The 12,624-nt window shown below is 53.7% G+C and carries 15 protein-coding genes and 2 tRNA genes; 8 read left to right on the top strand and 9 right to left on the bottom strand.

The window, feature by feature from the left end; genetic code table 11:
- Positions 1 to 55: 55 nt before the first annotated feature.
- Both RTU33_RS04805 and RTU33_RS04810 read left to right on the top strand, forming a co-directional pair.
- A tRNA-Val gene (locus tag RTU33_RS04805) sits at positions 56 to 132 on the top strand.
- Between the two features lie 16 nt (positions 133 to 148).
- Positions 149 to 225, top strand: a tRNA-Val gene (locus RTU33_RS04810).
- 102 nt (positions 226 to 327) lie between these two features.
- On the opposite strand, the gene RTU33_RS04815 is transcribed toward RTU33_RS04810, so the two are convergent.
- The 6 genes from RTU33_RS04815 to RTU33_RS04840 all read right to left on the bottom strand — a co-directional run bounded on the left by RTU33_RS04815 (position 328) and on the right by RTU33_RS04840 (position 4,897).
- Positions 328 to 936 carry a LuxR C-terminal-related transcriptional regulator gene (locus RTU33_RS04815; RefSeq protein ID WP_312625701.1) on the bottom strand — a complete coding sequence of 203 codons (609 nt, stop codon included), beginning with the start codon at positions 934 to 936 and terminating at the stop codon, positions 328 to 330.
- Entirely contained in the window at positions 923 to 1,582 is a 660-nt protein-coding gene (locus RTU33_RS04820) for a LuxR C-terminal-related transcriptional regulator (RefSeq protein WP_312625705.1), read from the bottom strand. Before RTU33_RS04820 ends, RTU33_RS04815 begins: the two co-directional genes overlap by 14 nt.
- Before the next feature lie 200 nt (positions 1,583 to 1,782).
- Entirely contained in the window at positions 1,783 to 2,505 is a 723-nt protein-coding gene (gene pgeF / locus RTU33_RS04825; protein ID WP_312625707.1) for a peptidoglycan editing factor PgeF, read from the bottom strand.
- An 88-nt stretch (positions 2,506 to 2,593) separates the two neighbouring features.
- A complete protein-coding gene (locus RTU33_RS04830) occupies positions 2,594 to 3,316 on the bottom strand; it encodes an amino acid ABC transporter ATP-binding protein (protein WP_312625974.1) in 723 nt (240 codons plus the stop codon).
- The gene (locus tag RTU33_RS04835; RefSeq protein WP_312625709.1) at positions 3,303 to 4,067 is read right to left on the bottom strand and encodes an amino acid ABC transporter permease; all 765 of its coding nucleotides are present in this window, start codon (positions 4,065 to 4,067) and stop codon (positions 3,303 to 3,305) included. The genes RTU33_RS04830 and RTU33_RS04835 overlap by 14 nt, the downstream gene beginning before the upstream one ends.
- Before the next feature lie 62 nt (positions 4,068 to 4,129).
- Entirely contained in the window at positions 4,130 to 4,897 is a 768-nt protein-coding gene (locus RTU33_RS04840) for a basic amino acid ABC transporter substrate-binding protein (protein ID WP_312625711.1), read from the bottom strand.
- A 232-nt stretch (positions 4,898 to 5,129) separates the two neighbouring features.
- Between RTU33_RS04840 and RTU33_RS04845 the strand changes: the two genes are divergently transcribed.
- Genes RTU33_RS04845 through RTU33_RS04855 form a run of 3 tightly spaced genes read left to right on the top strand, consistent with a single transcriptional unit; the run spans position 5,130 to position 7,937 of the window.
- Positions 5,130 to 6,194: an ABC transporter substrate-binding protein gene (locus RTU33_RS04845; RefSeq protein ID WP_312625712.1), complete on the top strand. Its 1,065-nt coding sequence runs from the start codon at positions 5,130 to 5,132 to the stop codon at positions 6,192 to 6,194.
- Positions 6,184 to 7,188 (top strand): iron ABC transporter permease, encoded by a 1,005-nt coding sequence (locus tag RTU33_RS04850; RefSeq protein WP_312625713.1) that lies wholly within the window; start codon positions 6,184 to 6,186, stop codon positions 7,186 to 7,188. The genes RTU33_RS04845 and RTU33_RS04850 overlap by 11 nt, the downstream gene beginning before the upstream one ends.
- The gene (locus tag RTU33_RS04855; RefSeq protein WP_312625975.1) at positions 7,188 to 7,937 is read left to right on the top strand and encodes an ABC transporter ATP-binding protein; all 750 of its coding nucleotides are present in this window, start codon (positions 7,188 to 7,190) and stop codon (positions 7,935 to 7,937) included. Before RTU33_RS04850 ends, RTU33_RS04855 begins: the two co-directional genes overlap by 1 nt.
- Here RTU33_RS04855 and RTU33_RS04860 read toward each other — a convergent pair.
- Positions 7,917 to 8,642 (bottom strand): substrate-binding domain-containing protein, encoded by a 726-nt coding sequence (locus RTU33_RS04860; protein ID WP_312625714.1) that lies wholly within the window; start codon positions 8,640 to 8,642, stop codon positions 7,917 to 7,919. The two genes, RTU33_RS04855 and RTU33_RS04860, sit on opposite strands and share 21 nt — an antisense overlap.
- Positions 8,643 to 8,798: 156 nt before the next feature.
- Positions 8,799 to 9,188, bottom strand: coding sequence for a nuclear transport factor 2 family protein (locus RTU33_RS04865; RefSeq protein ID WP_312625715.1), 390 nt, complete (start codon positions 9,186 to 9,188; stop codon positions 8,799 to 8,801).
- 103 nt (positions 9,189 to 9,291) lie between these two features.
- On the opposite strand from RTU33_RS04865, the gene RTU33_RS04870 reads away from it, so the two are divergent.
- Complete coding sequence (locus RTU33_RS04870) at positions 9,292 to 10,050, top strand: AraC family transcriptional regulator (protein ID WP_312625717.1); 759 nt, start codon at positions 9,292 to 9,294, stop codon at positions 10,048 to 10,050.
- On the opposite strand, the gene fumD is transcribed toward RTU33_RS04870, so the two are convergent.
- Positions 10,013 to 10,225: a fumarate hydratase FumD gene (gene fumD, locus RTU33_RS04875; RefSeq protein ID WP_312625718.1), complete on the bottom strand. Its 213-nt coding sequence runs from the start codon at positions 10,223 to 10,225 to the stop codon at positions 10,013 to 10,015. The genes RTU33_RS04870 and fumD overlap by 38 nt on opposite strands.
- Positions 10,226 to 10,642: 417 nt before the next feature.
- Here fumD and pykF point away from each other — a divergent pair, with 417 nt between their 5' ends.
- Both pykF and lpp read left to right on the top strand, forming a co-directional pair.
- Positions 10,643 to 12,055, top strand: coding sequence for a pyruvate kinase PykF (gene pykF / locus RTU33_RS04880; RefSeq protein WP_312625719.1), 1,413 nt, complete (start codon positions 10,643 to 10,645; stop codon positions 12,053 to 12,055).
- Between the two features lie 308 nt (positions 12,056 to 12,363).
- Positions 12,364 to 12,600, top strand: coding sequence for a murein lipoprotein Lpp (gene lpp, locus RTU33_RS04885; RefSeq protein ID WP_003029373.1), 237 nt, complete (start codon positions 12,364 to 12,366; stop codon positions 12,598 to 12,600).
- Positions 12,601 to 12,624 lie beyond the last annotated feature (24 nt).

The raw sequence follows: 12,624 nt of genomic DNA on the forward strand, positions 1-12,624 counted from the left end.
GCACCACCTTGACATGGTGGGGGTCGGTGGTTCGAGTCCACTCGGACGCACCATTGCGTTCATAGCTCAGTTGGTTAGAGCACCACCTTGACATGGTGGGGGTCGTTGGTTCGAGTCCAATTGAACGCACCATTGCTTTTCTCTATGTGCGTCCGTAGCTCAGTTGGTTAGAGCACCACCTTGACATGGTGGGGGTCGGTGGTTCGAGTCCACTCGGACGCACCATTCTGTATGACATCTCTTCTCTCCCTGGATTTTTGCCCTTTCAGTTCCGTTTGCTCCTGATCTAACGCCAATAAAAACTTCGCAGTGTTGACGATTTAAGGCTTATGCTGCTTCCTCAGACAGAAGCCGTAATTTTTGCCTGAGCGCCAGGTCGTTTCTGACGCCGAACTTGCGCATAATATTGCGCTTGTGGCTGCTGATAGTCTTCTGACTACGGAACAGAGCCTGGGATATTTCCACTCCATTTTTCCCTTCGCGGATATAGTCGAGGATCTTGCTTTCCGTCTCGGTCAGAGCCACCGTGCTTGCAGGTGCAGGTGCCAGGCGCGAAATTTCGCGAATAAGCGGGCTCAGGAAGCGCTTATTTCGTGCGCTGGCCTCCACAATCTCGCGGAAATTACAGTGGTATTCATCCACACAGAGAACCGAACAGCGGCTTGTCTGGAGCAGCGTTTTTATCATCCGGCGCTGTGACGCATGCACCAACGCCAGTACTCGCGTGCCTGAAAGGTGAACAGACTCCGGGACCCCCTCTTGTTCAGTGGTCAAATCCAGCAGATAAAGATTTGGCTTTGAGTCGCTCTCCACCGCTTTGCTGGTCATTGAAAACGTCCAGCCGGGGTTAGTCCGTGCCAGCTGCATAAAGCCCTGCTCAAGGCCCATATACCAAAGAGAGGGTTGAGAAAGGGATAAAATATTATAATGCGCCATAATGTTCTTCTGCCTGATACAATGAAGATAGTTGCACAATCTCAGTCAGCATTTCCAGCCATTGAGCGTGAGTGTCGATATTTAATGCCTCACAGATATTATGCTTCCACGAAAAAATCGTTTTGTAGCTACATTGACGGGAATCGGCCATTTCTTTAGACGACAGTCCGGCGGCAAATTGCAGCAAAATCTCAAGTTCGGTGAGCGTAATACGGCGGGAGCGAGCAGGCGACTCAGCATTTCTGCTCAACAAAGGATTTACGCCATCAATAGCGTTGAGCATCGGTATAAGTTCATCAACAACATTTTCTTCCGACAGCACCTTTACCGCATGTAAAGCGCGCAACACTCTGAACATCCACGGATATCCGGCAGGAACCCAGAGGACGGTTTTTATTTTTAATGATTTAGCATTGCGGATAAACCGCAGCAGATCGGGTAAAGCAGGCCCCGCACCAGCAACGCCCGCGAGTATTATTTTGCTATTTGCCTTATCGCCACAGACATTTTCCATTAAATAAGCCAGCGTCTGCGATGAATGAAAGTTGCAGCGTTGCTGCTCGAGAACGCTGCTGATAACGGAACGCAGCAACATACGTGGCTCAAAGAGATAGAGCGTGGGCCGAATTTTTCTTCCTTGATTCATACATTCCATGTTCAGAAAATGATTACCGCACACAGAATAATATAAACAGCGTCATTTAAAACAGATGAAATAGTCTAATATCGGGCTCGAAAATTCTGAAAAACAAATCCTGAGAAATATTGTCGTTAAATTTTAATTAATTAGCAGAGTGGTATCAGGCTTCTTCTCAAGCTGAAACAGGGCCGCTGCTCTGCCTGCAATTAGCCAATACGCTCAATCCATGAGATCTGCTGCGTTTTGGTTGCAGGTTGATGAGTCCGCCGCCGGTAAGAACCCAGTATCTCAGGATGACAGTAAGTACAGGCTGCCAGACAATCGATATGTTTTCTGCTTATGCCAGCATCCAGCAACTGCAGTTGGCAAAATGCCAATAAGTCAAACCACAGGCTGTTCTCTTCACGTGCTGCCGGGCTGTTCGGATTGGGGGTTTTCGGCCATGAAGAGAATAATTGCTCAGCATAGTCACGCACCAGATAGCCCGCAGGCGTTTCCAGCAACGTCTGACGAAACGCGCCAGAGACTTCATAACAACAGGCACGAATATGTGGCCCGGTGGCCACTAAAATATCTTCAGCAGCAACGCCATGGGCACTGAATCGCCTGACGCTTTCCTGCAAAATGCCTTGCGCTGCCCCGCGCCATCCGGCATGCAGCCCGGCAATCCAACGCCCGTCCCGGGACGCCATCAGCACGGGTATACAGTCGGCAGTCACGATACCGATCGACTTGCCAGTGAGGGAAGTCAGTACTCCGTCCACCTGCGGTCTTTGTGCAGGCGTTTCAGTCAAATGAAGAATATTAGCCCCGTGAACCTGTTTGATATCCACCAGTCGGGATTTGTCGAAAACGGCAGATTCGTGAACGTCGAGGAAGGCATGGCGAATGCCGGGGATGTCCGCCAGTAAGCGTGAGAACCAGGCCATAAAGATCAATTTGCTGAGAGGTGAGCGTTAAAGCGTAATCCAGCGATGCCATTCCGACAAGTCAGCTGGCATCGCTGGACACGTTTACTTACAGTACCTTACTGAGGAAAGCCGCCGTACGTGGGTTTTGCGGCGCGCTGAAAATCCGTTCCGGCGTGCCCTGCTCCTGAATAATGCCCTGGTCAATAAAAATCACCCTGTCAGCCACTTCTCGGGCAAACCCCATCTCGTGGGTCACGATGACCATCGTCATCCCTTCCCTGGCCAAATTCTTCATCACTTCAAGTACATCGCCCACCAGTTCAGGGTCGAGCGCGGAAGTCGGCTCATCAAAGAGCATGATTGAGGGTCGCATCGCCAGCGCACGGGCAATTGCCACCCGCTGCTGCTGCCCGCCTGAAAGGCTCGATGGCCAGGCATCGCGTTTATCGCTGAGTCCGACCTTTGCCAGCAGCTCTTCGGCAAAGATAATCGCATCATTGCGCGTCATGCCGCGCAGCGACATCGGCGCCATCAGCAGATTTTCCAGCACCGTCATGTGCGGGAACAGGTTAAAACGCTGGAAGACCATGCCCACGCTTTCACGCAGCTTATTGAGATCGGTGCTCTTATCGTGCACGGCAAAACCGTTCACCACCACTTCGCCTTCCGTTACGCTTTCCAGCGCGTTCATGCAGCGAAGAAATGTGCTTTTCCCGGAGCCGGACGGGCCTATCACGCAGACCACTTCCTGCGGTTGAATCTCGCAGTCGATGCCGCGGAGCACGTGGCTGTCACCGAAATGCTTATGCAGATTTTTAATGTGAATCACTTTTGCCAAACCTCTTTTCCAGACGGTTAACCAGCTGCGCCAGCACGAACGTTATGACCCAGTACACCAGGGAAATGGTCAGGTAGGGTTCCCAGTAGGTGGCATAGGCCCCCGACACCGTACGCGCGGCGTAGGCCAGATCGGCAAGCCCTATCGCCGAAGCCAGCGAGGAATCTTTGACGATGGCAATTGCGTTATTACCCAGCGGCGGCAGGATGCGGCGGAAAGCCTGCGGGAGGATCACCTTGCGCATGGTTTTCCACCACGGCATACCGAGCGCGCGTGAGGCTTCCATCTGTCCTTTATCGATCGACTGGATGCCCGCACGGAAAATTTCGGAAACATAAGCGCCCGCATTGAGCGTAATGGCGACGATACATGACAAAAATGCGCCGTAGTTCGAGCGCAGCTCGCGGGCAAAATCGCTGCTCATCACGCCGCTTGTCACCAGTAACCCATCACGCGGGTTGATGAACAACGGCACCAGCGCAAAGTGCACCACCATGATCTGCACAAACAGCGGCGTGCCACGAAATGCGCTGACGTAAAAGCGCACCGGAAACTGCACCAGGTAGCGAAGCACATATTTCCACGGTCCATGCTCTGCTTTCGCCATTCGCCCAAGCCCGAGCGTCAGCCCCCACAGCGTGCCGAGGATCACGCAGATAATGGTGCATTTGAGGGTCATTATCGCGCCATCCACGAACAGCGGGCCATACTCCTCAATAATTTCCCAACGGAATCCCGTCATAGTTTATCCCTGAAAAAAACGGCGACCGTCCACAGAGGCGATCGCCGTAACATTACGAATGATTACTGCGCCGGTAACGCAGGTACGTCGGCATCAAACCAGGTCTGATAGATTTTCGCGTAGGTGCCGTCGGCAACGATTTTCTTCAGCCCGGCGTTCAGCTTGTTGAGCAGCTCAGCGTTGCCTTTAGCCACTGCGATACCAAAATACTGGCGCTCGAATTTAGCGTCCGGCACCAGTTTGAACTGTTTCTCCGGGTGCTGTTTGATGTAGTACTTCACCACGCCGACGTCGCCCACCGCCGCGCTCACGCCGTCTTCAAACAGCTCCTGCAACATCAGCGGCGTATTGTCGAAGCGTTTGATGGCGGTACTGTTTTTGCCGAGCACGTCAGATACCACGATATCGCCGGTACTGGAATTTACGACGCCGACTTTCTGATCTTTCAGGTCTGCCAGCGAGCCCACTTTCGAATCCTTTGGCACCACAATGGACTGTTCTGCCGGGAAGTACGGTGCCGAGAAATCGACCATCTGCTTACGCTTGTCGGTGATGGTAATACCAGAAATGATGATGTCGCGATCGCCGGAGTTCAGGGTCGCGAAAATCCCCTCCCACGGCGTATTGACCAGTTTGATATCGAAATTTTCGGCTTTCGCGATGGCCTTAATCAGATCGATATCAAAACCTTCCAGCTGCTTCTGATTATTTTCAAACTCAAACGGGCGATAGGTTCCGCCCGCGCCCACTACATAGGTTTCTGCTGCCGCGTGTGCGCTGACCGCGAGGGCCGCCGTGAGGCAGCAGGCTTTCATCCATTTACCGATCATATCATTACCTTTTTATGCATTTAATTTGCATAAAAATACATAAGTTATTGGCCTTATGCAACATGCGCAGCGGGTAATAACGCCGGGTAATTATGGTTCAGCTTTTTCTGCCATCACCGACAAATCGTTATGTTCTGTTGATCCAGAAGGGGTATTCGGCCCGAAAGGTTTGCACTCCGCATCGCTATATAATTTAATGCATAGCGATTATTTCCCTTCTCAGAGCACATTTATGTCCAGACTACACCGCCTTTCTCTTTGTACTGCCCTTGCCTTTGGCACGCTATTCACCGTCAATGTGGCGCACGCCGATCGCACCGTTACCGACCAGCTGGGTCGCCAGGTCACGCTGCCCGATCATGTCAATCGCGTGGTGGTGCTTCAGCATCAGACGCTGAACCTTCTGGTGCAGCTCAATGCTCAGGATGACGTGGTTGGCGTACTGAGCAGTTGGAAGAAACAGCTTGGCCCGCAGTTCGCCCGCTTTATGCCGAAGATAGCTACCCTGCCGATGCCCGGCGATCTGACCCAGGCCAATATCGAGAGCCTGCTGGCGCTGCATCCGCAGGTAGTTTTTGTCGCAAACTACGCCCCGACAGAAATGATTCAGCAGATTCAGAATGCCGGTATTCCGGTGGTGGCCGTTTCTCTGCGTGAAGACGCTGCTGGCGAAAAGAACAAAATGAACCCGACGATGGCGAACGAAGAGCAGGCCTACAACGACGGACTGAAACAGGGGATTCGCCTGATCGGTGACGTGGTGGAACGTCCAAAAGAAGCCGAACAGCTGATTAACTACACCTTCACCGCGCGGGCAAAAGCCAATGCCCCGGTGGCAGATATTCCGCAGGATAAAAAAGTCCGCGTCTATATGGCGAACCCGGACCTTAACACCTACGGCTCCGGAAAATATACCGGCCTGATGATGGAGCATGCCGGAGCGCTGAACGTCGCGGCAGCCACGGTGAAAGGCGCGCGCCAGGTTTCACTGGAGCAGGTTTTGCAGTGGAATCCTCAGGTGATTTTCGTACAGGACCGCTATCCGCAGGTAGTGAAACAGATTGAAAGCGATCCACAGTGGCAGGCCATTGATGCCGTCAAAAATCATCGTGTCTGGCTTATGCCGGAATACGCCAAAGCGTGGGGCTATCCAATGCCCGAAGCGCTGGCGATTGGCGAACTGTGGATGGCGAAAAAGCTCTATCCGGAACGCTACAACACCGTCGATGTGGATAAACAGGCACAGGATTACTATCAGCGCTTTTATCGCGTGAACTGGAAAGCGGATGCTCAGTGAAGCCCGCTTTCGCGGCCTGCAATCTGCGCTGATCCTCCTCACGCTGCTGCTGGCATTGATTTCCCTCTGTCTCGGTCAGTATCACCTGCCGTTGAGCAAAGTGATTTCACGCCTGCTTCATTCCCAGCAACAACCGGACATCGCCAGTCAGATCGTCTGGTCGGTACGTCTGCCGCGCGTAGTGATGGCATTTATGTGCGGCGCCGCGCTGGGGCTCAGTGGCGCCACTTTGCAGGGCGTGTTTCGCAATCCGCTGGTTGATCCGCACATTATCGGCGTGACGTCCGGAGCCGCTTTCGGCGGCACGCTGGCGATCCTTCTGGGGCTGAGCCCCTTGCTGATGATGAGCTCTACCTTTGGTTTCGGCCTCACGGCGCTCGGGCTGGTGTATCTGATAGCCACGCTCCAGGGGCGTGAAAGCACGCTGGTGCTGATCCTCTCCGGCATTATTCTCAGCGGTTTTTTCGCCGCGCTGGTGAGCCTGATGCAGTACATGGCGGATACCGAAGAAGTCCTGCCAAATATCGTCTTCTGGCTGCTCGGCAGCTTCGCGACCGCCAACTGGCATAAAATCTCACTGATCGTGGCACCGGTCCTGCTCACCGGTGGCGTTTTGTTCGCCCTGCGCTGGCGCATCAATCTGCTGTCGCTGGATGAGAAGGATGCCCGCGCGCTTGGCGTGTCGGTCAGGCCATTACGGCGGGTCGTGCTGATTTGCTGCGCGTTGCTGGTCGCCGCTCAGGTCGCCGTCAGCGGCAGCATTGCCTGGACCGGGCTGGTGATCCCGCATCTGGCGCGATTATTCGTGGGGGCCGATCATCGTCGCCTGCTGCCGACCGCCTTCTGGCTCGGTGGCGCGTTTATGGTGGCGGCAGACGACCTGGCCCGCACGCTGACCGCCGCAGAAATCCCTATCGGCATCATCACCGCACTGGTTGGCGCGCCGGTCTTCACCTTTTTGCTCATCTACAGCAACCGCAGGAGTGCACGATGATCGCCGCCTCTTTATCCGTCAGCGAACTGCTGTACGGCCACGGTAGCCCGCTATTTTCACCGCTGAGTTTTACCTGCCAGCCCGGAGATATCTGGGCCGTGCTTGGTGCTAACGGGCGCGGGAAAAGCACGTTGCTGGAGACGTTTACCGGGGCTCTGCCGGCGCTGGGTGGCAATCTGACGGTGGAAGGTGGAGTGAGCATCGTCCCGCAGTCGTTCCATCCGGCCTTTGCCTGGCAGGTTCAGGATATCGTACTGATGGGCCGCGCCCGTCACGTTGGGCTCTTTTCTCAGCCAACGGTGGAAGATAAGCGGCAGGTCATGTTTGCCCTGGAACAGCTCAGTATCGGTTCACTGGCGGGCAGGACGTTTGGTGCACTTTCCGGCGGCCAGCAGCAGCTGGTGATGATCGCCCGCGCGCTGGTCAGCGGCAGCCAGAATATTTTGCTCGATGAGCCCTGCTCCGCGCTCGATCTGTCAAACCAGCAGGTGGTGTTGCAGCTCATCAGCCATCTGGCGCATCGCCAGCAGCGCAGCGTCATTTTCACCACTCACGATCCGACGCATGCATTGCAGGTAGCAAGCCATACGCTGCTGCTATTGCCAGACGGCGAATGGCTGGCCGGGGAAACGGCGGAAATCGTAACGGAAGAACATCTGCTGGACGCCTACGGCGTACCGGTTCGCACCCTGACGCTGGAGGATTATCCGCGCCAGGTGGTAGCACCTTTATTCGCCATCGAGCGTTAGAAAACCTGCCTGACGCAAAAATGCCTGTCCGTCAGGGCCGACGATGAACTGCGCCAATGGTTCAGCGTCCGCATTCATCAGCGCCAGCTGGTACTCGCAGCGCGTCTGGAATTCGTCCGGGATCGCGAGGATACGCAGATCGTCAGTTTTTTCCAGCGCCTGCGCATAATGCGCGTAGCCGATAAACAGATCGGTGAGGTTTTGACGAATCAGCCACGCGCTGGCCATTTCGCCTGTCGGAACAGTAAGGGATTCCCTCCCGCCAACCAGCATTTTCGCCCTGGCTTTTAGCGTCAGCGACGGGTAACGAGCTTCAAGCCGCGTGAACAACTGCCAGGTGTAATCCCCGGACGGATCGCAGCCGGGCGTTGAGGTGCCCAGACGCAACGCCGTGTTCGTCAGCAGCGCCAGCCAGTCGGCATTTTCGGTCTGTGTCGTTTTTCGTGCCGTCAGATTGAGGCGATTGAACGCAAACGTCTCTACCGCCTGCGCTCTTCCGCTGTTTAGCAGCGTTTGCGGATGCAGTGTATTAGCCGATGCAAATAAATCGCAGCGCTCTCCGGCCTCTATGCGTTCACGCAGCAGACCTGCCGGGCCAAAATCAACCCTGGCGGGGATACCGGTTGACGCGCTGAACTGCTGACATAAAGGAATAAACGCCCGCTTCAGGCTTCCGGCGGCAAGAATATGCAGTGGCATGCTCATATGAAAACCTCAAATCCATCAAAGGCGTATCTTAACTCCCGCAGCCGGGAATGCCAGCCTTACCCGGCGTTACACCTCAATGGCCTCAGCTTTTACCCCGTCTCCAACTCATTGGCAATCCGCAACGGGTGGCGCACCAAAGCGGGATTGTCTGATCTAGCGTCGGCTCCCTAAATCCCGGTCTTCTTTCGCGCCGCTGAGCGGCCAGGTCAGCTCCTGACAGCGGACGATCATTCCCTCGCAGAGGGTGAAGCGTGCAAATACATCTATTACCGCCTCACTTCTGTCGGGTTTGACGACGCTCACCCGATGATGGGTCAACACTTCATTGCCGTTTTCGGCAATGGCCTGTATGTCAATATGGATGCGGCTTGTCGCCGCTTTCACCACCGCCATATGCTGCACAAATCCGGCGTAGTCCAGCATTTTCCCATCAACCCACTGCGCATAATGGGGCGAAAAGTAGTCTGCAATCCGGGATTCATCATGCTCTGGTTGGCAAACTATTTGCAGCAGGGCCTGTTCAATACGCTGTGTTGCCGTCATCTTAGGTCTCCGGGTTTTCCGTGTTTGATGAAAACAAGGATACTGCGCTCTGTGGCAGGTATAATATCCACATTCAGCCATTCAATACGGATAATCAGCCATTGTGATCCGCTTTCATACCCAGCCGCTTCAGCATCAGCACGCGCACAACACGCCCTGGCATCAGCATCCTGAAGCTCAGCTTTATGTGGTTGAACGGGGAATGATTCTTGTGGAAACGCGTGAGCAACAATGGGCGGTAATGCCCGGCACGCTGGGCTGGTTTCCGCCGGGTACAGACCATGCTGCTCGCGTACCGTCGTCGGTTAAAGGGATGAGCTTTTATCTTGATGGCGCAAATTTTCCTGCCACTGCCGCAGTTTTCGCAGCAAACGATTTCCTGAGGGCCCTGCTTTTGCGACTGGCTTCGCCTGCTCCTGCACAGCCTGAAAACTATCATTCGCACCTGATGACGCTGCTGTTCGATGAGCTTGCGCTGACGCCCACTTTACCGCTGCATCTGCCGCTCCCGACGGACAGGCGGTTGCGTAACATTGCAGATATGCTACTCAACCCCGAAGGCTGTCGCCTTTCTCAGCCCGAGCTGGCGCAGCAATGGGGGATTAGCCCTCGCACGCTCAGCCGTCTTTTCTCGCAGGAAACAGGGATGCGCTTCAGCCAATGGCGGCAGCAGTCCCGGCTGATTACGTCACTTTCGCTGTTGGATAAAGGTCTTCCCGTAGGTGAAGTGGCCTGGCGCTGTGGTTATGATAATACCAGCGCTTTTATTGCGGCATTCCGACTGCGCTTTGGGGTGACGCCCGGCCGCATGCAGGAAAGAACGTTTACTGACCCGCCAACGCCGCTATCACTCGCTCCATAGCTTCGCGGGTCAGCTCAGCGCGTTTGATTTTCTGATTGGCAAGCGAGGTACGCAGCACGCCGGCGATCACGATATGCTTTGGCTCCTGACCAAGATCGCGCATTTCGAGGACGACTTTCCCCACCACGCGGCACATCTCCTGGTACAGCGCTTCATCTTTACTTTGATTGCCCATTTCCCGCTCCTGATAACGCATTAATTTTCAAATCATTAGAGATAATAGCGCGAATCGGTGCCCTTTTCGCGCCGGATTGTGTTACAACGAAAAGATCAAAGCGTAGGGATTTTGTTAAGCGCTATCGTCTTGTTCTGAAACGGCGTTTTCATTTTCTTTTTTACCCGTAACCTCGTATAATGCGCCCCGATTCTTTCTTGAATGGTTTCAGCGCATTGGACTGCATAAAAAACAACCCAAAATGTCATCCTTCCCACGTAGCTGTAAACCAGGCTCACTTTCCTCTGCACGCTTTTTTGATGTCACCTATTCTTAACTCGTGGCATAGCAACTTTCGTAACACAGGCTTGACGTCGTGGCAGTGCGCCCACGAACACAGATTCCCCTATCCTTCTCAACTTAAAGACTAAGACTGTCATGAAAAAGACCAAAATTGTTTGCACCATCGGTCCAAAAACCGAATCCGAAGAGATGCTGACCAAAATGCTGGACGCTGGCATGAACGTTATGCGTCTGAACTTCTCTCACGGTGACTACGCCGAACACGGCCAGCGCATCCAGAACCTGCGCAACGTGATGAGCAAAACCGGCAAGAAAGCCGCTATCCTGCTGGACACCAAAGGTCCGGAAATTCGTACTATTAAGCTGGAAGGCGGCAACGACGTCTCCCTGAAAGCAGGTCAGACCTTCACTTTCACCACGGACAAAACCGTTGTCGGCAACAGCGAAACCGTTGCTGTGACCTACGAAGGCTTCACCAGCGATCTGAGCGTCGGCAACACCATTCTGGTTGACGACGGCCTGATCGGCATGGAAGTAACCGCCATCGAAGGCAATAAAGTTATCTGTAAAGTGCTGAACAACGGCGACCTGGGCGAAAACAAAGGCGTTAACCTGCCGGGCGTGTCCATCGCGCTGCCAGCACTGGCTGAGAAAGACAAACAGGATCTGATCTTCGGCTGCGAGCAAGGCGTTGACTTCGTTGCTGCTTCCTTCATCCGTAAGCGTTCCGACGTGCTGGAAATTCGTGAGCACCTGAAAGCACACGGCGGCGAGCACATCCAGATCATCTCCAAAATCGAAAACCAGGAAGGCCTGAACAACTTCGACGAAATCCTCGAAGCGTCTGACGGCATTATGGTTGCTCGTGGCGACATGGGCGTTGAAATCCCGGTTGAAGAAGTTATCTTCGCGCAGAAGATGATCATCGAAAAATGTATCCGCGCACGTAAGGTCGTTATCACCGCGACTCAGATGCTGGATTCCATGATCAAAAACCCACGTCCAACCCGCGCAGAAGCCGGTGACGTAGCGAACGCCATCCTCGACGGCACCGATGCTGTGATGCTTTCCGGCGAATCCGCAAAAGGTAAATACCCGCTGGAAGCCGTTACCATCATGGCAACCATCTGTGAGCGTACTGACCGCGTGATGACCAGCCGTCTGGACTTCAACAACGACAGCCGCAAGCTGCGCATCACCGAAGCCGTGTGCCGTGGTGCAGTAGAAACAGCTGAGAAACTGGAAGCTCCGCTGATCGTCGTGGCGACTCAGGGTGGTAAATCTGCTCGCGCTATCCGTAAATACTTCCCGGACGCGACCATTCTGGCGCTGACCACCAATGAACTGACCGCCCGTCAGCTGGTACTGTCTAAAGGCGTTACCGCGCAGCTGGTGAAAGAGATCTCCTCTACCGATGATTTCTACCGTCTGGGCAAAGAAGTTGCTGTGCAGAGTGGCCTGGCGCAGAAAGGTGACGTGGTAGTGATGGTTTCCGGTGCTCTGGTACCAAGCGGTACCACCAACACAGCATCTGTTCACGTCCTGTAATTATTTCACTTAAGTTCAGATATGTTAAAAAAGCGCCTTCGTGGCGCTTTTTTTATTCTTGTTTGCCGTGAGTCGTTTTAAAAATCAAATCGGAATTCACTATTTAACTTAAGATTATTTAAGATGAATCCGATTAAACTGCGCTGTTTTCACAGCATTTTTGCCCCTTCAGGCCCACTTCGATGCTTCTTTGAGCGAACGATCAAAAATAAGCGTCTTCTCATCAAAAAAATATTCTCAACATAAAAAAGTTTGTGTAATACTTGTAACGCTACATGGAGATTAACTCAATCTAGAGGGTATTAATAATGAATCGTACTAAACTGGTACTGGGCGCGGTAATCCTGGGTTCTACTCTGCTGGCAGGTTGCTCCAGCAATGCTAAAATCGATCAGCTGTCTTCTGACGTTCAGACTCTGAACGCTAAAGTTGACCAGCTGAGCAACGACGTGAACGCAATGCGTTCCGACGTTCAGGCTGCTAAAGACGACGCAGCACGCGCTAACCAGCGCCTGGACAACGCTGCTACCAAATACCGTAAGTAATAGTATTTGTAGCTGTGTTGTAAA

The sequence above is a fragment of the Scandinavium sp. genome (assembly GCF_032012665.1).
In the GTDB taxonomy this organism is placed as follows: domain Bacteria; phylum Pseudomonadota; class Gammaproteobacteria; order Enterobacterales; family Enterobacteriaceae; genus Scandinavium.